The following is a 19,646-nucleotide window of genomic DNA, read 5'->3' as shown; positions in this document are numbered from 1 at the left end:
ACTGAGCTGTTGCGTTGACGCTATGTTGGGGATCCAGGGGAAGTAAAACAGGGCTAATGAGAAAAGTAAAAATTGGACTGGCGTTAGGCTCAGGTGCAGCCCGAGGCTGGTCGCATATTGGCGTTATCAACGCCTTGAAACAGATGGGTATTGACGTTGATATCGTTGCAGGCTGTTCGATTGGTTCGCTGGTCGGGTCAGCATATGCCTGCGGTAAACTACCGGAGCTTGAGAGATGGGTACGTTCCTTCAGCTACTGGGATGTGCTGCGCCTGATGGATCTCTCCTGGCAGCGTGGCGGCCTGCTGCGCGGCGAGCGCGTGTTTAATCAGTTCCGTCAGATTATGCCCCTTGATGACTTTACCCACTGTCAGTTGCCGTTTGGCGCGGTGGCCACGAACCTCAGTACAGGACGTGAGCTGTGGCTCACCGAAGGCGATCTTCATCTTGCTGTCCGTGCGTCCTGCAGCATGCCGGGATTAATGGCCCCTGTGCCACATAACGGCTACTGGCTGGTCGATGGCGGGGTAGTAAACCCGGTCCCTGTTTCCCTGACGCGTGCCATGGGTGCGGATATTGTGATTGCCGTGGACCTGCAACATGATGCCCACCTGATGCAGCAAGACCTCATGCCCGTTAATCTGCAAAGTGATGATACCGAAGGTGAGAAGCTCGCCTGGCATGCGCGTTTGCGCGGAAGAATTGGACGCCTGGCAGCTCGCCGAGCAGTAACGGCACCCACCGCCCTGGAAATCATGACCACCTCAATTCAGGTACTTGAGAATCGCCTGAAGCGAAACCGTATGGCTGGCGATCCTCCCGATATTCTGATTCAACCTTATTGTCCTCAAATCTCTACCCTTGATTTCCATAGAGCTGAGGCCGCGATTTCAGCGGGTGCCTTAGCCGTCGAAAAGAAAATAGATGAATTGTTGCCATTTGTGCGAACAGCACTTTAAGCATCTTTTATTTGATTACTTCAGCAAAATCTGACAGGCGATAGTCCCAATAGCATGCCACTATTGAGTAACTGTCAGCCAGGGGAGGAACCATGACGCAGCCATTGGTCGGAAAACACATTTTAATCGTTGAAGACGAGCCCGTTTTCCGCTCTTTGCTGGATTCGTGGTTATCCTCACTGGGTGCGGATACTTCTCTTGCCGAGGACGGCATCGACGCGCTGGAGAAAATGACGTCTATTGCCCCGGACTTGATGATCTGCGACATCGCGATGCCGCGAATGAATGGCCTGAAACTGGTTGAGCATCTTCGCAACGAAGGAAACCTAATGCCGGTGCTGGTGATCTCTGCGACGGAGAATATGGCGGATATCGCGAAAGCACTACGTCTGGGAGTACAGGATATTCTGCTCAAGCCCGTCAAGGATTTGAACCGTCTGCGTGAGACGGTGCTCGCTTGCCTTTATCCCAATATGTTCAATTCCCGCGTTGAAGAAGAAGAACGCCTGTTTCAGGACTGGGATGCGCTGGTCAGTAATCCGCTTGCCGCAGCCAAATTGTTACAAGAGCTTCAGCCGCCGGTACAACAAACGCTTTCCCATTGCCGGATAAATTATCGACAACTTGTGGCGGCGGACCAGCATGGTCTGGTGCTCGATATTGCGCCGTTATCCGATTCCGATCTTGCCTTTTATTGTCTGGACGTGACCCGGGCAGGAGACAATGGTGTTTTAGCCGCATTGTTACTTCGTGCGCTATTTAATGGATTATTGCAGGAGCAGTTATCCCATCAGGGACAGCGGCTTCCTGAGTTAGGCAGTTTGCTTAAACAAGTAAATCAGCTTTTCCGCCAGGCTAATTTGCCTGGGCAGTTTCCTCTTCTCGTCGGTTATTATCACAGCGGACTGAAAAATCTGATTCTTGTTTCTGCGGGTTTAAACGCTTCTCTGAATACTGGGGAGCATCATATTCAGGTGAGTAACGGCGTACCGCTGGGAACACTGGGGACGGCTTACCTCAATCAAATTAGCCATCGCTGTTCCTCCTGGCAGTGCCAAATTTGGGGTGCTGGCGGGCGGTTGCGCTTAATGTTGTCCACGGAATAAGCAGTTGAGTTTTATTCTTGAGATTGCTTTTCCAGTGTTTAGTTGGCGGTGCTACTATCGCTGCCAGATTCATGCGTATTTATCCTAATTGATCGGCAACGCGTTCTTTTCAGACCCGTACTAAAGGCTGAGGCTGATATACTCAACGCGTTATTTAATGCATAAAAGTTCAAAACTTGAACAGCTCAGGAGAATTTGAATGGCTGCCCTAAATTCGAAAGTCAGAAAGGCCGTCATCCCGGTAGCGGGATTGGGGACCAGGATGTTACCAGCAACGAAGGCAATCCCTAAAGAGATGCTGCCTTTAGTTGATAAGCCATTAATCCAGTACGTCGTAAATGAATGTATCGCGGCAGGGATTACTGAGATTGTGCTGGTTACGCATTCATCTAAAAACTCTATCGAAAACCATTTTGATACAAGTTTTGAACTTGAAGCGATGCTGGAAAAACGCGTTAAGCGCCAGCTGTTAGCGGAAGTTCAGTCTATTTGTCCTCCACACGTCACCATTATGCAGGTTCGTCAGGGGCTGGCGAAAGGTCTGGGTCATGCTGTGCTGTGTGCACACCCGGTTGTGGGTGATGAGCCGGTTGCTGTTATTCTGCCGGACGTTATTCTGGACGAATTTGAATCAGATCTGTCTCAGGATAACCTGGCTGAGATGATCAAGCGCTTCGACGAAACAGGCAGCAGCCAGATCATGGTTGAGCCTGTAGAAGACGTTACCGCCTATGGTGTTGTGGACTGCAAGGGCGTTAATCTGGAGCCTGGTGAAAGCGTTCCTATGGTTGGTGTCGTTGAGAAACCGAAAGCGGATGTCGCGCCATCTAATCTGGCGGTTGTGGGTCGTTACGTGCTGAGTGCTGAGATTTGGCCACTGCTGGCGAAAACGCCTCCGGGAGCGGGTGATGAAATCCAGCTGACCGATGGCATCGACATGCTGATCGAAAAAGAAACCGTAGAAGCTTACCATATGAAAGGTAAGAGCCATGATTGCGGTAATAAACTCGGTTATATGCAGGCATTCGTTGAATATGGTATTCGCCACAATACCCTGGGCGAAGAATTTAAAGCCTGGCTCAAAGAAAACGTGGGTATTAAGAAATAGTCTGATACTCAGTTGAACAAGACCGGTGAGGCGATGCCCACCGGTTTTTTTATGCCCATAACGAGGCTCAGTGGCCGCTTGAGAAGGATTGTAAAAGACATTAAATAGTCTGTGGCGACATATGACAGAGTGTAAAGGGTTGCTCAGCTGAATTTCGCATAAAAAAAATCCCGCATTAAGCGGGATTTTTGTAAATAGATTCGGATTAATCCTTGATCAGGAAGTCATCCAGTTGTTTACCCTGCTCATCCATTGCTTTCTTGATAACAGCTGGAGTACGTCCCTGGCCGGTCCAGGTTTTCTCTTCGCCGTTCTCATCAATGTAGCTATATTTAGCCGGACGAGCAGCGCGTTTTGCTTTGGTACCGGTTTTCGCTGCAGCCATGCTGTTCAGCAATTCGTTTGGATCGATACCATCTGCAATCAGCATTTCGCGATATTGCTGCAGTTTACGAGTGCGTTCTTCGATTTCAGCAGCAGCTGCGCTTTCTTCTTCACGACGCTCATTAACTACAACTTCTAATTTTTCCAGCATTTCTTCAAGCGTTTCAAGGGTACATTCTCTTGCCTGCGCACGAAGAGTACGGATGTTGTTCAGAATTTTAAGTGCTTCGCTCATTGTAGTAATCTCAAACTTATAATGGGGGGTGGTTTGTTGTCCTAATAATAGAGCGATAAATTGAGTTGTGCAATAGGTGGGAATGTAAGGAATTCAAAAAATACGAAATCGTCGGCGCTATTATTAATTACGCTAACTTAAATTTCACCGTTTGTCTGGTCTGATGATTTCACGTCAAACGGCAAAAACCAGCGGTATGCATGTTTGGTTTTGTGACATTTCCCTCAGGAATTATAGTTGCGGCGGATAAATATCAGCCTTTTGTATTACTTCAGGGACGCGCGGGTAAGACAAAAATAGTTAATAAATAGTGAATTTTAATGAGCGTAAATTCCAGTATAAAAAGAAGTGTTATGTTTGGCTGCATATGTGGCTTATTGGCAGCCCGATAAGCGTTTAATGTATGTTTTAACGCATTATTTTCTAAAAGTACCGAGGGTTAATCACGGGTTCAGCGGCATAGTCTGTGCGGTGTATCGCTGATGACGGGACAAAATATGGTACAATGATTCATCGGGAATATTACACATTGATTAGGGTTCTTCAGCCAATGGCACAACTTTATTTCTACTATTCGGCAATGAATGCAGGGAAATCGACGGCGTTACTGCAATCCTCATACAATTATCAGGAGCGGGGGATGCGCACTGTTGTATACACCGCTGAAATCGACGATCGCTTTGGTGCAGGGAAGGTAAGTTCAAGAATAGGACTTTCGTCGCCAGCAAGGCTCTATAACCCGCAAACGGATTTACTGGATGATATCCGCACTGAACACGCCGCTAAGCCCATCCATTGTGTTCTGGTAGATGAAAGCCAGTTCCTGACGCGTGAACAGGTTCATGCGCTTTCTGAAGTCGTTGACGAACTGGATATTCCCGTACTCTGTTATGGTCTACGCACCGATTTTCGCGGCGAGTTATTTGCTGGCAGCCAGTATTTGCTCGCATGGTCGGATAAGCTCGTTGAGCTGAAGACTATCTGTTTCTGCGGCCGTAAAGCCAGTATGGTGCTTCGTCTCGATCAATCGGGTAAACCCTACGCGGATGGCGAGCAGGTCGTTATAGGAGGCAACGAGCGCTATGTATCGGTCTGTCGCAAGCACTATAAAGAAGCACTTGTTGTAGGTTCACTGACGGCTATCCAGAGCGATAACCGGAAATAGGGCAGTGCAGATTTCTTTGCCGATCAGCAGGCATAAAAAAACCCGCCATTGGCGGGTTTTTTATTAGGCTGTCAATTAAGCGCTTTTCTTCGCTTTTTTGTCAGCTTTAACAACAGGCGCTTCAACTTTCACCGCGACAGTGTCATTTTCTTTGAACTCGCGACCGTAGTAGGTATCAAGCAGAATCTGTTTCAGCTCGGAGATCAGTGGGTAGCGCGGGTTAGCACCAGTACACTGGTCATCAAATGCGTCTTCAGACAGTTTATCTACGTGAGCGAGGAAGTCAGCTTCCTGAACGCCTGCTTCACGGATAGATTTAGGAATACCCAGCTCAGCTTTGATGCTGTCCAGCCATGCCAGCAGTTTCTCAATCTTAGCAGCAGTGCGGTCGCCCGGTGCGCTCAGACCCAGGTGGTCAGCGATTTCAGCGTAACGACGACGTGCTTGTGGACGGTCGTACTGGCTGAATGCAGTCTGCTTGGTTGGGTTGTCGTTCGCGTTATAACGGATAACGTTGCTGATCAACAGAGCGTTCGCCAGACCGTGTGGAATGTGGAACTGAGAACCCAGTTTGTGTGCCATTGAGTGACAAACACCCAGGAAGGCGTTCGCAAACGCGATACCAGCGATGGTTGCAGCACTGTGTACACGCTCACGCGCTACCGGGTTTTTAGACCCTTCGTTGTAAGACGCTGGCAGGTTCTCTTTCAGCAGTTTCAGCGCTTGCAGAGCCTGACCGTCAGAGAATTCAGACGCCAGTACAGACACATAGGCTTCCAGGGCGTGAGTCACGGCATCCAGACCACCGAAGGCACACAGTGATTTCGGCATATCCATCACCAGGTTGGCATCAACGATAGCCATATCTGGGGTCAGCGCGTAGTCAGCCAGTGGGTATTTCTGACCTGTTGCATCATCAGTTACAACCGCAAACGGCGTCACTTCTGAACCGGTACCGGAAGTGGTGGTGACAGCGATCATTTTCGCTTTCACACCCATTTTCGGGAACTTGTAGATACGTTTACGGATATCCATAAAGCGCAGCGCCAGCTCTTCGAAGTGGGTTTCCGGATGCTCGTACATGACCCACATGATTTTCGCGGCGTCCATTGGGGAACCGCCACCCAGTGCGATAATCACATCTGGTTTGAAGGAGTTTGCCAGTTCAGCACCTTTACGAACAACGCTCAGGGTTGGGTCAGCTTCAACTTCAAAGAAGACTTCAGTTTCAACGCCAGAGGCTTTCAGTACTGAGGTGATCTGATCTGCGTAGCCGTTGTTGAACAGGAAACGGTCAGTCACGATGAGCGCACGTTTGTGGCCATCAGTAATCACTTCATCCAGCGCGATTGGCAGAGAGCCACGGCGGAAGTAGATAGATTTCGGAAGTTTGTGCCACAACATGTTTTCAGCTCGCTTAGCAACGGTTTTCTTGTTGATCAGGTGTTTTGGACCAACGTTTTCAGAGATGGAGTTACCACCCCAGGAACCACAACCCAGAGTCAGGGAAGGTGCGAGTTTAAAGTTATACAGGTCACCGATACCACCCTGAGAAGCAGGGGTGTTGATCAGGATACGTGCAGTTTTCATCTTCTGACCGAAGTGAGCAACACGTTCTGGCTGGTTATCCTGGTCGGTGTACAGGCAAGAGGTGTGACCGATACCGCCCATGGCAACCAGTTTCTCTGCTTTCTCTACCGCGTCATCGAAATCTTTCGCACGGTACATTGCCAGAGTAGGGGACAGTTTTTCATGAGCGAACGGTTCGCTTTCATCGACAACTTTTACTTCACCAATCAGGATCTTGGTTGTTGCCGGAACGGTGAAGCCTGCCAGCTCAGCAATTTTATATGCGGGTTGACCTACGATAGCAGCGTTCAGTGCGCCATTTTTCAGGATGATGTCCTGAACGGCTTTCAGCTCTTTACCCTGCAGCAGGTAGCCGCCGTGGCTTGCGAAACGTTCACGAACGGCATCGTACACGGAATCAACAACCACAACAGACTGCTCGGACGCACAAATAACGCCGTTGTCGAAGGTTTTTGACATCAGTACAGACGCAACGGCACGTTTGATATCCGCCGTTTCGTCGATAACAACAGGGGTGTTACCTGCGCCTACGCCGATGGCTGGTTTACCGGAGCTGTATGCAGCTTTAACCATACCAGGACCACCGGTCGCCAGAATCAGGTTAATGTCCGGGTGATGCATCAGTGCATTGGACAGTTCAACAGACGGCTGATCAATCCAGCCAATCAAATCTTTTGGTGCGCCAGCGGCAATTGCAGCCTGCAGAACGATATCTGCTGCTTTGTTGGTCGCGTCTTTTGCACGTGGGTGCGGGGAGAAGATGATTGCGTTACGGGTCTTCAGACTGATCAGTGATTTGAAGATAGCAGTAGACGTTGGGTTAGTGGTTGGAACGATACCGCAAATGATGCCGATAGGTTCTGCAATAGTGATGGTACCGAAGGTGTCGTCTTCAGACAGCACGCCACAGGTTTTCTCATCTTTATAGGCGTTGTAGATATACTCTGAAGCAAAGTGGTTTTTGATCACTTTATCTTCAACGATACCCATACCGGATTCGGCAACGGCCATTTTAGCGAGAGGGATTCGAGCATCTGCAGCAGCCAGTGCGGCCGCGCGGAAGATTTTATCAACCTGTTCTTGGGTGAAATTGGCATATTCACGCTGGGCTTTTTTAACGCGCTCGACGAGTGCGTTCAGTTCAGCGATATTAGTAACAGCCATAATGCTCTCCTGATAATGTTTAAACTCTTTTAGTAAACCAGCGCTCGATACGTCACACAGTATAGACAGAGCCGATACCACTTGCGTAACACACAGTAAAACAAGGGCTTACTTCTCGTTCCAGCTCACTAATTTACTAAAAGAGCCTTACCTTAGCATCATACCTTTTTGATAGGTGATCTCCCTGGCGGCGTAATCAGATTACTCACTTCTGAGTACGGAAATCATGATCTGCATCAATTTTTCCCCAAGCTGATACCTTTCAGCAGCCTATTTCGGCAAGAATTTTCCACTGTTAAATAATTACGTAACTATTAGAAGTGACGCTATCATTGATTCTACAAATGTTTAACATCATGAAATGATAACGTTTTGGCACAGATTTCTGGTGAAGAATGCTGCAAAAAAGCGTATCTTCAGCGCGGTTTTATCATGACATATTTTCTGTCCCTGAACATGCTCATTAGCGGAGCTAAATGTGATTCAAACGCTCTTTGATTTTCCTACATATTTTAAGTTTTTTATTGGTTTGTTTGCACTGGTGAACCCAGTGGGGATTATCCCTGTCTTCATCAGTATGACCAGCTACCAGACAGCCGTTGCCAGAAACAAAACCAACCTGACGGCAAACTTATCGGTAGCCATTATTCTGCTGACGTCGCTTTACCTGGGCGATGCCATTCTACAGTTGTTCGGTATCTCTATTGATTCCTTCCGTATTGCGGGCGGGATTCTGGTTGTCACCATCGCCATGTCGATGATCAGCGGTAAGCTGGGTGAGGATAAACAGAACAAACAGGAGAAATCAGAAACAGCGGTTCGTGAAAGTATCGGTGTCGTTCCGTTGGCCTTGCCGCTGATGGCGGGTCCGGGGGCCATTAGCTCGACGATAGTGTGGGGGACGCGCTATCACAGTCTGATGCACCTGATCGGTTTTTCCGTGGCGATTGCGCTTTTCGCGCTCTGCTGTTGGGGCGTATTCCGCATGGCCCCCTGGCTGGTGCGGCTGTTAGGGCAAACAGGCATCAACGTTATTACCCGTATCATGGGTCTGCTGCTGATGGCGCTGGGTATTGAGTTTATCGTTACCGGCATTAAAAGCATTTTCCCTGGGTTATTGCATTAAAACTTCATATGAAAGGACGGAGCCAGGGGCTCCGTTTTTTTTACGTCATTATCAGCAAATCATATAAATAAAGTTGAAATGTGAACATGACATAATAAATTCTACTAATAATCCTCTTTTCTTGTATTTCAACAAGTTAATTCTTTCCTGCCCACCCGCCTGCACATAAATCCTTCGAATGCTCTGTTATTTTACTCACATGATAGTCTGGGGCTTGCTGAGTGATATCCGAAATGATATTAGTAATTTCAATGTTCCCCTAGAGGAATGTGCTAAATAATAACCAGTTGTTAAATTTTTGTGCAAAATCTGCCTGGGGCGACGCATTGAAGTGCGCGCAGAAAAGGTTTTTTACATCTTATTGAATATCCACCGATTTTTTGATAAATGCTGTCCGGTGAGACGATTGTCAGAGAAACGGCATCCTTCGTAAAAGAGAATTGCTTAACAAATTTGCAAAATGTATTGGCGGGCGTTTGCGCCATTTGATACTTTCCGGCCTTATATTTTGCAGAATTAAACAAGTAGATGAGAATTATTTTCATATAGTTTTCGTCTCAGAAATCCATAACACGTCGCAGACGGGGCGGCGTGTTGAGAATCGACGCAAGACGGCCATACGAGCGGTCAGTAATAAAAAAGTCGGTGATAGCAGAAGTAGAAAAAAGAACCTGGCAGCAGCATAAAAAAACTCCTGCGCTGTACAGGCCCCAACAGGGGATTACACAGCTGGCGAAGGCCAGTAATTATAATGAGTGGAGTACCAACACAATGACCATCATCACAAAAAAAAATCTGGTAGCGGCGGGGATTTTAACTGCGCTAATCGCGGGCAACGCAATGGCTGCGGATGTGCCTGCTGGGGTACAACTGGCGGAAAAACAGACGCTGGTGCGTAACAACGGTGCGGAAGTTCAGTCTCTGGACCCGCACAAAATTGAAGGGGTTCCTGAGTCGAACGTTAACCGCGATCTGTTCGAAGGTCTGCTGGTCACTGACGTAGACGGCCACCCGGCTCCGGGTGTGGCAGAGAAATGGGAAAACAAAGATTTCAAAGTCTGGACCTTCCATCTGCGTAAAGATGCTAAGTGGTCCGACGGCACTCCGGTCACCGCCGAAGATTTCGTGTATAGCTGGCAGCGCCTGGCGAATCCAAATACCGCCTCTCCGTATGCGAGCTATCTGCAGTATGGTCACATCGCCAATATTGATGACATTATCGCAGGCAAAAAACCTGTTACCGATCTGGGCGTAAAAGCCATTGATGCGAATACCTTTGAAGTGACGTTGAGCGAACCTGTTCCGTACTTCTATAAGCTGCTTGTTCACCCGTCCGTCTCCCCGGTACCAAAATCCGCCGTGGAGAAATTTGGTGAAAAATGGACGCAGCCAGCCAATATCGTGACCAACGGTGCTTATAAGCTGAAAGACTGGGTGGTCAACGAACGTATGGTTCTGGAGCGTAACCCGCAGTATTGGGACAATGCGAAAACCGTGATCAATCAGGTGACTTACCTGCCAATTTCTTCTGAAGTAACAGACGTTAACCGCTACCGCAGCGGCGAGATCGACATGACCTATAACAACATGCCGATTGAACTGTTCCAGAAACTGAAAAAAGAGATCCCGAAAGAAGTTCACGTCGATCCGTACCTGTGCACGTACTACTACGAAATTAACAACCAGAAAGCACCGTTCACAGACGTGCGCGTTCGTACCGCGCTGAAGCTGGCGCTGGATCGCGATATCATTGTTAACAAGGTGAAAAACCAGGGCGATCTGCCCGCTTACAGCTACACCCCGCCTTACACCGACGGTATGAAACTGGTTGAACCTGAGTGGTTCAAATGGTCCCAGGAAAAACGTAACGAAGAAGCCAAAAAACTGTTGGCTGAAGCAGGGTATACCGCTGATAAGCCTCTGACGTTTAACCTGCTGTACAACACGTCAGATCTGCATAAAAAACTGGCTATTGCCGTCGCGTCTATCTGGAAGAAAAACCTGGGTGCGAACGTCAAACTGGAAAACCAGGAGTGGAAAACCTTCCTCGATACCCGTCATCAGGGGACGTTCGACGTGGCACGTGCTGGCTGGTGTGCGGACTACAACGAACCGACATCCTTCCTGAACACGATGCTCAGTGACAGTTCGAATAACACTGCACACTATAAGAGCCCGGCTTTCGATAAGATTATCGGTGATACGCTGAAAGTGACTGACGATGCGCAACGCGCAGAGCTGTACGCGAAATCAGAAGAACAACTCGATAAAGACTCTGCAATTGTACCGGTTTACTACTACGTGAACGCCCGTCTGGTGAAACCGTGGGTAGGGGGTTATACCGGTAAAGACCCGTTGGATAATATCTCCGTTAAGAATCTTTATATTATCAAGCATTAATGGCAATGAGTGGGGCGAGGGTACTCGCCCCACGGTGTCTAACCAACGTCACATAATATAGGCACACGCCAGAAGGTACGGGCAATGTTGAAATTTATCCTACGTCGCTGTCTTGAAGCGATTCCAACGCTATTTATTCTCATCACGATTTCCTTCTTCATGATGCGTCTTGCACCGGGAAGCCCTTTTACCGGTGAACGTACGCTGCCGCCAGAAGTCATGGCCAACATTGAAGCGAAATACCATCTGAACGATCCTATCTCTACCCAGTACTTCAACTATCTGAAGCAACTGGCACACGGGGATTTTGGGCCGTCATTCAAATATAAAGACTACTCCGTTAACGACCTGGTGGCGTCAAGCTTCCCTGTATCGGCTAAATTGGGTGCTGCAGCATTCCTGCTCGCCGTCGTTCTCGGGGTTGCTGCGGGCGTTATCGCCGCCTTAAAACAAAATACCAAATGGGATTATGCCGTCATGGGGGTCGCAATGACCGGGGTGGTTATCCCAAGCTTCGTTGTCGCACCGTTGCTGGTCATGATATTTGCCATCACGCTGAAATGGCTGCCGGGCGGCGGGTGGAACGGTGGGGCGCTGCAGTTCATGATACTGCCAATGGTGGCGTTATCGTTGGCATACATCGCCAGTATCGCGCGTATCACGCGCGGGTCGATGATTGAGGTTCTGCACTCCAACTTTATCCGTACCGCGCGCGCGAAAGGCTTACCGATGCGCCGGATTATCTTACGGCATGCGCTGAAGCCTGCGCTGTTACCCGTCCTGTCTTACCTGGGGCCAGCTTTTGTCGGCATCATTACGGGGTCAATGGTTATCGAAACCATTTACGGACTGCCGGGCATTGGTCAGCTGTTTGTTAACGGTGCGCTTAACCGTGACTACTCGCTGGTGCTGAGCCTGACGATTTTGGTTGGTGCGCTGACCATTCTGTTTAACGCCATTGTCGATGTGCTGTATGCCGTTATCGACCCTAAAATCCGTTACTAACTGGAGCACGCCATGATGTTGAGTAAGAAAAACAGCGAGGCGCTGGAAAACTTCAGTGAAAAACTGGAAGTCGAAGGTCGTAGCCTCTGGCAGGATGCGCGTCGTCGCTTTATGCACAACCGTGCTGCCGTCGCGAGTCTGGTCGTACTGGTGATCATTGCCCTGTTTGTGACGCTGGCACCGATGCTGTCGCAATTCACCTATTTCGATACGGACTGGGGCATGATGTCCAGCGCGCCAGATATGGAGTCCGGGCACTATTTCGGTACCGATTCATCCGGTCGTGACCTGCTGGTGCGCGTGGCCATCGGTGGCCGCATTTCGTTGATGGTCGGTATTGCTGCCGCGCTGGTGGCGGTGATCCTCGGCACGCTCTACGGATCGCTTTCCGGTTATCTCGGCGGGAAAGTGGACTCCGTTATGATGCGTCTGCTGGAAATCCTCAACTCCTTCCCGTTCATGTTCTTCGTGATCCTGTTGGTGACTTTCTTTGGTCAGAACATCCTGTTGATTTTCGTGGCCATCGGGATGGTGTCCTGGCTCGATATGGCGCGTATCGTGCGTGGTCAAACGCTGAGCCTTAAGCGCAAAGAGTTTATCGAAGCGGCACAGGTGGGTGGGGTATCGACCAGAAATATCGTGGTTCGCCACATTGTGCCGAACGTTCTTGGCGTGGTGGTGGTGTATGCCTCACTGCTGGTGCCGAGCATGATCCTCTTTGAATCCTTCCTGAGCTTCCTGGGGCTGGGCACGCAAGAGCCGTTAAGCAGCTGGGGCGCGTTGCTGAGTGACGGTGCAAACTCGATGGAAGTTTCACCGTGGTTGCTGCTGTATCCGGCGGGCTTCCTGGTTGTCACCCTGTTTTGTTTCAACTTTATCGGCGATGGCCTGCGTGATGCCCTCGACCCGAAAGACCGTTAAGGAGCGCCGTCATGACGATTATTGAAACGGCCACTGCCCCAATGGCGCAACAGCAGAGCAATATGCTGCTGGATGTAAACGATCTCCGTGTCACCTTTAAAACGCCGGATGGTGATGTCACCGCCGTCAACGACCTTAATTTTAACCTGCGCGCCGGTGAAACGCTGGGGATCGTGGGGGAGTCTGGCTCCGGTAAATCTCAAACCGCATTTGCGCTGATGGGGCTGCTGGCGTCTAACGGCGTGATAGGTGGTTCTGCGAAATTCAACGGTCGTGAAATCCTCAACCTGCCGGAACACGAGCTGAATAAGCTTCGCGCCGAGCAGATTTCGATGATTTTCCAGGACCCAATGACCTCTTTAAACCCGTATATGCGCGTCGGCGAACAGCTGATGGAAGTGCTGATGCTGCACAAAGGTATGGGTAAAGCGGAAGCCTTTGAAGAGTCGGTAAAAATGCTGGATGCGGTAAAAATGCCGGAAGCGCGCAAGCGCATGCGCATGTTCCCGCACGAATTCTCTGGCGGTATGCGTCAGCGCGTGATGATTGCGATGGCGCTGCTTTGCCGGCCAAAACTGCTGATTGCTGATGAGCCGACCACTGCGCTGGATGTGACCGTTCAGGCACAGATCATGACCCTGTTGAACGAGCTTAAGCGGGAATTCAACACGGCAATTATCATGATCACCCATGACCTGGGCGTGGTTGCAGGTATCTGCGACAAAGTGCTGGTGATGTATGCCGGTCGTACCATGGAGTACGGTCAGGCGCGTGATGTCTTCTATCAGCCTGCACATCCGTATTCTATCGGCCTGCTGAATGCGGTACCGCGTCTGGATGCGGAAGGTGAATCCCTGCTGACGATCCCGGGTAACCCGCCAAACCTGCTGCGTTTGCCAAAAGGTTGTCCATTCCAGCCACGTTGTCCGCATGCGATGGAGATTTGTAATAGCGCTCCGCCGCTGGAAGAGTTTGCACCAGGCCGCCTGCGCGCCTGCTTTAAGTCGCATGAGGAGCTGGTATGAACGCATTAGATGAAAAAAGAAATGTGCTGCTCGAAATTGCCGATCTTAAAGTCCATTTCGATATCAAAGACGGCAAACAGTGGTTCTGGCAGCCGCCTAAAACCCTCAAAGCCGTTGATGGCGTAACGCTTCGCCTGTACGAGGGCGAAACGCTGGGCGTGGTGGGTGAGTCTGGCTGCGGGAAGTCCACTTTTGCCCGTGCCATTATCGGTCTGGTGAAAGCCACCGACGGCAAAGTGGCCTGGCTGGGCAAAGACCTGCTGGGGATGAAACCGGACGAGTGGCGCGACGTGCGTAGCGATATCCAGATGATTTTCCAGGATCCGCTGGCGTCACTGAACCCGCGTATGACCATCGGCGAAATTATTGCCGAGCCGCTGCGCACCTATCATCCGAAGATGTCGCGTCAGGAAGTGCGCGATCGTGTGAAAGCGATGATGATGAAAGTAGGCCTGCTGCCAAACCTCATCAACCGCTATCCGCACGAATTCTCCGGCGGCCAGTGTCAGCGTATTGGCATTGCGCGTGCGCTCATCCTGGAACCGAAGCTGATCATCTGTGATGAGCCGGTCTCCGCGCTGGACGTGTCCATTCAGGCACAGGTGGTTAACCTGCTGCAGAAGCTGCAGCGTGAGATGGGGCTCTCGCTGATCTTCATCGCTCACGATCTGGCCGTGGTGAAGCACATTTCAGACCGTGTTCTGGTGATGTATCTGGGGCACGCGGTGGAACTGGGCACCTATGACGAGGTGTACCACAACCCGCTGCATCCTTATACCAAAGCGCTGATGTCGGCAGTGCCGATCCCCGACCCGGATCTGGAAAAAAATAAAACTATTCAGCTGCTGGAAGGGGAATTGCCTTCGCCGATTAATCCGCCGTCCGGCTGCGTATTCCGCACGCGCTGTCCAATGGCCGGCCCGGAATGTGCAAAAACACGACCGGTGCTGGAGGGCAGTTTCCGACATGCGGTTTCCTGCCTTAAAGTAGACCCGTTATAATCGCAAGGGCTGACATGACGTCAGCCCTTATTTTTTTGCGAGGTTACTGTGTCGCGTTTATTCACGTCAGCCCGTCGGCGGCTTTATCATTTTTTATTCGATCCTGAAACGGTATCCGGGCGACGCTTCGAAGGTCTTTGCGGTTTATTTGCGCTGCTCAGCGTGGTTGTCATCTTTATTGAATCGGGTGCGGGGACGCAATACCACCTGACGTTTGACGAATGGCATATCTTTGTCTGGCTTGAGCTGGCGATTACCCTGGTCTTTACCGCCGAATATCTCCTCAGAGTGATAGCCTGGCCCAACCCGGCCAGATATGTTTTCAGCTTCTGGGGATTTATCGATTTAGCCACCATCCTGCCGCTCTATGTTATGTGGCTTTGGCCGGAGATCAGCCTGAGCTATGTCTTCGCCTGGCGAGCGATGCGCGTGATTCGGGTATTACGTATTCTGAAATTACTGCGTTTTATGCCGTCATTACGCGTGTTCTGGAGTGCGATCGTCAGTGCGCGGCATCAGCTTATTTTGTTCTACTCGTTTATTGCCATCGTCATGATTGTATTTGGCGCGCTGATGTATTTAATAGAAGGGCCCAAATATGGCTTTACGACGCTCAACGCGTCCGTCTACTGGGCCATTGTAACCGTTACAACCGTCGGCTACGGCGATATCACACCGCATACGCCGCTTGGGCGTATTGTGGCATCGGTCCTGATTTTGATTGGCTATTCGGTGATCGCGATCCCGACGGGACTGATTACCACCCACATGAGCAGTGCATTTCAGAACCGCAAGCAGCAGCGTAAATGTTCGAACTGCCATCAGGGTGAGCATGAACACAGCGCGCGATTCTGTAACCGCTGTGGTAGTGAATTACCGGATTAAATAAAAAAGGCTGCCATCGCAGCCTTTTTTATTATTCGCGCCAGAGAATATGGCACAGCTTGTGGTCTTTCTCGCGACACAGCAGAACGCGGGCGAAAATGTCGTTAATTTCACCGCCATCTTCATCGGCCAGCCCAATCACCACTTCAGCAAAGAAGTCCGGATTGAGATCAAAATCAACATGCTCAGCCCAGTCTTCTGAAGGGTCGAACAGCTCAGCACCGCCGCGTTCTTCAAACTGCAGATTAAAGAGGATCACATCTGCGGGATCGAGGTTATCAACCGCCAGTTCGAGAAAAATGTCATAGGCCTGCTCGAGCGTTTCGTCTTCGGTCAGGCGATTGTTCAGATCCATTTCCATGATGACTACCTGTTAAACATCGTTGGGCACGTTTTACAGCAACGGACTAAAGAAGTAAAACAGTCGTTCAGCAATTCTCTGCCAGAGAGGGCGTTTCACCCACAGCCTGGCATCCAGCAGGCGCGAGCGGGAGATATAATCATCCTGGACCGCCGCCAGATCGCCACCAAATCCGGCATCGTCAATCACGAGGGTGATTTCAAAGTTAAGCCACAGGCTGCGCATATCAAGGTTAACTGTGCCCACGAGGCTCAGCTCACCGTCCACCAGCACGCTCTTGGTATGCAACAGTCCGCCTTCAAACTGATAAATTTTCACCCCTGCGGCAAGGAGTTCGCTAAAGAATGCGCGGCTTGCCCAACCGACCAGCAGAGAATCGTTTTTGCGCGGCATAATAATACTGACGTCTACACCACGCTGCGCGGCTGTACAAATAGCGTGCAGCAGATCGTCGCTGGGGACGAAGTAAGGCGTTGTCATAATCAGATACTCACGCGCAGAATAGGTCGCCGTGAGTAATGCCTGGTGGATGAGGTCTTCCGGGAAACCCGGCCCGGAGGCAATGGTATGAATGGTATGTCCGCTGGCCTCTTCAAACGGCATAATATTGCCGTCCGGGGGCGGCGGTAAAATACGCTTACCGGTTTCTATTTCCCAGTCGCACGAGTAGACGATCCCCATTGAGGTGGCGACCGGGCCTTCCATTCGCGCCATCAGATCGATCCATTGACCGACACCGGAATCCTGCTTGAAGAAGCGCGGGTCGACCAGGTTCATACTGCCGGTGTAGGCAATATAGTTATCAATCAGAATCATTTTGCGGTGCTGGCGAAGATCCATGCGCCGCAGGAAAACACGCAGCAGATTAACCTTCAGCGCCTCAACAACTTCTATACCGGCATTGCGCATCATTCCCGCCCATGGGCTGCGGAAAAACGCGACGCTGCCAGCGGAATCCAGCATCAGGCGGCAGTGAATACCGCGACGAGCGGCGGCCATCAGTGATTCAGCAACCTGATCCGCCATGCCCCCCGGCTGCCAGATATAAAAAACCATCTCGATGTTATGACGCGCCAGCTGAATATCGCGGATCAGTGCCTGCATCACGTCGTCGGACGAAGTCATTAATTGCAGCTGATTCCCCTTAACGCCCGCGATGCCCTGGCGGCGTTCGCACAGCTTGAATAATGAAGAGGCGACGCTGCTGTTCTCTTCGGCAAAGATATGTTTGCAGGCTTTAAGATCGCTGAGCCATTTCGCCGTCGAGGGCCACATCGCGCGGGCGCGCTCGGCGCGTCGTTTACCCAGATGGAGCTCACCGAAAGAGAGATACGCGATAATGCCCACCAGAGGCAGAATGTAAATAATCAGAAGCCAGGCCATGGCAGAAGGTACGGCTCTGCGCTTCATCAGGATGCGTAACGTCACCCCCGCGATTAACAGCCAGTATCCCAGAATGACCAGCCAACTCACCACGGTGTAGAAGGTTGTCATAAGTAAAAAATCCTTTTGAAAGCGTATTGTTATGAGTGTACGCATCAGGATTCATCTGGCAAATAAAAACGGCAGATAAAAGCGCTGGTTTGCGACGGGGTTGAGCTTATAATGACGACTCTGTGAGTGAAAGAGTTGTCGATATGAAGCGCAGTAGAACAGAAGTAGGGCGCTGGCGTATGTTGCGACAGGTGAGTCGTCGTAAGGCTCGTTGGCTGGAAGCACAATCCCGCCGCAATATGCGTATCCACGCCATCAGAAAATGTGGACTAAACAGACACCGCAACGCGTTGCTGTTCGCCGTCCAGGATATCTGAGAACCATGAGGGCACCGTCAAGGTGCCCGCTGATTTTATAAGACTATCATTTTTCGCAGTCTCTTCCCGACCTCATTTCGCGATATACTCCTCTTGCCTAACCTCATGAATTTAAAAGGAACAAAGGATGAATGGAAAAGTGGTCGCGGTACTTATGGGGATCGCTGTACTCAGCGCTTGCAACAGTAACAAACCCTCACCTGAAAGACATGCCTATTATTTCGTCTCGCATCAATCCAATTTTACGGGCGGGAATTATACCTCCAGTATTTCGCAAAATTACCGTCTCAATGTGCCGCAGTTTCGTGAGCTGTATAAGCAGGGGAAAGATGACCGCGCCGCGGGTCAACCGCCGTCTTACGCTCAGCAGTATGCACAGGCTATTCGCGATCGGTTGAAGGAAGAGGCCAAAACGGAGCACGCCTTCACGGGGAATAGTGATAGCAAATGGACCTCGGAAATGGAGCCGAAGGATGCCATTTTATACGGCAACGAACTGGCAACGACTTATCTTGACGGCTATAACGGCGTACAATAACGCGACAGTTTTCGGGAATATCGTTTTTGCAGCGATATTCCCGTTGTTTTTCAGCAAAAGGAGGGAGAGGTGTTTGCGGAGTTTGGTGTACTGAATTTCTGGACGTACGTGGTCGGCGCATTTTTCATTGTGCTGGTACCCGGTCCGAATACGCTGTTTGTATTGAAAACGGGTATTGGTCACGGCGTCAAAAAAGGCTATCTCGCCGCGACCGGTGTGTTTATCGGCGATGCGGTTTTGATGTTTCTGGCATGGGCAGGGGTCGCGGCCTTAATCCAGACCACGCCGGTGCTGTTCAATATTGTCCGCTATCTGGGGGCGTTTTATCTGCTGTGGCTCGGCGGCAAAATGCTGTGGTCGGTTATGACTCGCCAGAATAACGCCCACGAAGGTGGAACCGAGCTTGCCAGCGCGATCATGAAACGCTCCCTGGTATTGAGCCTGACGAATCCTAAAGCGATTCTGTTTTACGTGTCATTCTTCGTACAGTTTATTGACGTGAATGCGCAAAACACAGGAACCTCTTTCCTGATCCTCGCCACCACGCTTGAGTTGATTAGCTTTATGTACATGAGCTTCCTGATCTTCTCTGGCGCGTTTGTCACCCGCTACCTGAAAACCAAAAAGAAACTGGCGAAGCTGGGGAATGGGCTGATAGGACTATTATTTGTCGGCTTTGCGGCGAGATTAGCGTCGCTACATTGACAGAAGAAAGGCTCCTGAGGGAGCCTTTTTAATGTCTGGCGTAGCTGGAAAGCCGCGCCAGACCAGATGAGGGTGTACATCATCGCGCAGGGTGAGGTCAACATTCCGCGTGATGTTCAGGCCGTCAGGGTCGCCCCTACCCCGAACGGTGGGAGCT

General features: G+C 50.4%; 18 protein-coding genes. 14 read left to right on the top strand and 4 right to left on the bottom strand.

The window, feature by feature from the left end:
- Window positions 1-56 precede the first annotated feature (56 nt).
- The 3 genes from rssA to galU all read left to right on the top strand — a co-directional run bounded on the left by rssA (window position 57) and on the right by galU (window position 3,173).
- The gene (rssA, locus tag ACOQH0_RS12825) at window positions 57-959 is read left to right on the top strand and encodes a patatin-like phospholipase RssA (protein WP_421510498.1); all 903 of its coding nucleotides are present in this window, start codon (window positions 57-59) and stop codon (window positions 957-959) included.
- Window positions 960-1,051: 92 nt separating this feature from the next.
- On the top strand, window positions 1,052-2,065 hold the full coding sequence (rssB, locus tag ACOQH0_RS12820; protein WP_421510497.1) for a two-component system response regulator RssB: 1,014 nt from the start codon (window positions 1,052-1,054) through the stop codon (window positions 2,063-2,065).
- Between the two features lie 199 nt (window positions 2,066-2,264).
- Window positions 2,265-3,173, top strand: coding sequence for a UTP--glucose-1-phosphate uridylyltransferase GalU (gene galU / locus ACOQH0_RS12815; RefSeq protein WP_010432990.1), 909 nt, complete (start codon window positions 2,265-2,267; stop codon window positions 3,171-3,173).
- A 205-nt stretch (window positions 3,174-3,378) separates the two neighbouring features.
- Here galU and hns read toward each other — a convergent pair whose 3' ends face one another.
- Window positions 3,379-3,792 (bottom strand): histone-like nucleoid-structuring protein H-NS, encoded by a 414-nt coding sequence (hns, locus tag ACOQH0_RS12810; RefSeq protein WP_003856724.1) that lies wholly within the window; start codon window positions 3,790-3,792, stop codon window positions 3,379-3,381.
- A gap of 550 nt (window positions 3,793-4,342) precedes the next feature.
- Between hns and tdk the strand changes: the two genes are divergently transcribed.
- On the top strand, window positions 4,343-4,957 hold the full coding sequence (gene tdk / locus ACOQH0_RS12805; protein WP_010432994.1) for a thymidine kinase: 615 nt from the start codon (window positions 4,343-4,345) through the stop codon (window positions 4,955-4,957).
- A gap of 75 nt (window positions 4,958-5,032) precedes the next feature.
- On the opposite strand, the gene adhE is transcribed toward tdk, so the two are convergent.
- Window positions 5,033-7,711, bottom strand: coding sequence for a bifunctional acetaldehyde-CoA/alcohol dehydrogenase (gene adhE / locus ACOQH0_RS12800; protein ID WP_010432997.1), 2,679 nt, complete (start codon window positions 7,709-7,711; stop codon window positions 5,033-5,035).
- 478 nt (window positions 7,712-8,189) lie between these two features.
- Between adhE and ACOQH0_RS12795 the strand changes: the two genes are divergently transcribed.
- The 7 genes from ACOQH0_RS12795 (at window position 8,190) to ACOQH0_RS12765 (ending at window position 16,074) form a co-directional block, all read left to right on the top strand.
- Window positions 8,190-8,837: a YchE family NAAT transporter gene (locus ACOQH0_RS12795; protein ID WP_010433000.1), complete on the top strand. Its 648-nt coding sequence runs from the start codon at window positions 8,190-8,192 to the stop codon at window positions 8,835-8,837.
- A gap of 771 nt (window positions 8,838-9,608) precedes the next feature.
- Window positions 9,609-11,237 (top strand): oligopeptide ABC transporter substrate-binding protein OppA, encoded by a 1,629-nt coding sequence (gene oppA / locus ACOQH0_RS12790; protein WP_010433002.1) that lies wholly within the window; start codon window positions 9,609-9,611, stop codon window positions 11,235-11,237.
- 84 nt (window positions 11,238-11,321) lie between these two features.
- Window positions 11,322-12,242: an oligopeptide ABC transporter permease OppB gene (gene oppB / locus ACOQH0_RS12785; RefSeq protein ID WP_089599049.1), complete on the top strand. Its 921-nt coding sequence runs from the start codon at window positions 11,322-11,324 to the stop codon at window positions 12,240-12,242.
- A gap of 12 nt (window positions 12,243-12,254) precedes the next feature.
- Window positions 12,255-13,163: an oligopeptide ABC transporter permease OppC gene (oppC, locus tag ACOQH0_RS12780; RefSeq protein ID WP_014884161.1), complete on the top strand. Its 909-nt coding sequence runs from the start codon at window positions 12,255-12,257 to the stop codon at window positions 13,161-13,163.
- An 11-nt stretch (window positions 13,164-13,174) separates the two neighbouring features.
- The gene (locus tag ACOQH0_RS12775; protein ID WP_010433005.1) at window positions 13,175-14,188 is read left to right on the top strand and encodes an ABC transporter ATP-binding protein; all 1,014 of its coding nucleotides are present in this window, start codon (window positions 13,175-13,177) and stop codon (window positions 14,186-14,188) included.
- Entirely contained in the window at window positions 14,185-15,189 is a 1,005-nt protein-coding gene (gene oppF / locus ACOQH0_RS12770; RefSeq protein WP_010433006.1) for a murein tripeptide/oligopeptide ABC transporter ATP-binding protein OppF, read from the top strand. The genes ACOQH0_RS12775 and oppF overlap by 4 nt, the downstream gene beginning before the upstream one ends.
- Window positions 15,190-15,237: 48 nt before the next feature.
- Complete coding sequence (locus ACOQH0_RS12765; RefSeq protein WP_089599051.1) at window positions 15,238-16,074, top strand: ion transporter; 837 nt, start codon at window positions 15,238-15,240, stop codon at window positions 16,072-16,074.
- A 31-nt stretch (window positions 16,075-16,105) separates the two neighbouring features.
- Here ACOQH0_RS12765 and ACOQH0_RS12760 read toward each other — a convergent pair whose 3' ends face one another.
- Together ACOQH0_RS12760 and cls are read right to left on the bottom strand one after the other, a co-directional pair.
- Window positions 16,106-16,435: an HI1450 family dsDNA-mimic protein gene (locus ACOQH0_RS12760; RefSeq protein WP_006810881.1), complete on the bottom strand. Its 330-nt coding sequence runs from the start codon at window positions 16,433-16,435 to the stop codon at window positions 16,106-16,108.
- 33 nt (window positions 16,436-16,468) lie between these two features.
- Entirely contained in the window at window positions 16,469-17,929 is a 1,461-nt protein-coding gene (gene cls / locus ACOQH0_RS12755) for a cardiolipin synthase (RefSeq protein ID WP_089599052.1), read from the bottom strand.
- A gap of 143 nt (window positions 17,930-18,072) precedes the next feature.
- On the opposite strand from cls, the gene ACOQH0_RS12750 reads away from it, so the two are divergent.
- The 3 genes from ACOQH0_RS12750 to leuE all read left to right on the top strand — a co-directional run bounded on the left by ACOQH0_RS12750 (window position 18,073) and on the right by leuE (window position 19,489).
- Window positions 18,073-18,246, top strand: a complete 174-nt coding sequence (locus ACOQH0_RS12750; protein ID WP_017384232.1) for a YciY family protein — start codon at window positions 18,073-18,075, stop codon at window positions 18,244-18,246.
- Window positions 18,247-18,373: 127 nt separating this feature from the next.
- Complete coding sequence (locus tag ACOQH0_RS12745; RefSeq protein ID WP_421510495.1) at window positions 18,374-18,784, top strand: Exc2 family lipoprotein; 411 nt, start codon at window positions 18,374-18,376, stop codon at window positions 18,782-18,784.
- A gap of 69 nt (window positions 18,785-18,853) precedes the next feature.
- The gene (gene leuE / locus ACOQH0_RS12740) at window positions 18,854-19,489 is read left to right on the top strand and encodes a leucine efflux protein LeuE (protein ID WP_421510494.1); all 636 of its coding nucleotides are present in this window, start codon (window positions 18,854-18,856) and stop codon (window positions 19,487-19,489) included.
- The last annotated feature ends 157 nt before the right edge of the window (window positions 19,490-19,646 follow it).

It is taken from the genome of Enterobacter sp. JS8-1 (assembly GCF_049187015.1).
GTDB classification, from domain to species: Bacteria; Pseudomonadota; Gammaproteobacteria; order Enterobacterales; family Enterobacteriaceae; genus Enterobacter; species Enterobacter mori.
This window is presented reverse-complemented; position numbering and strand designations above follow the sequence as displayed.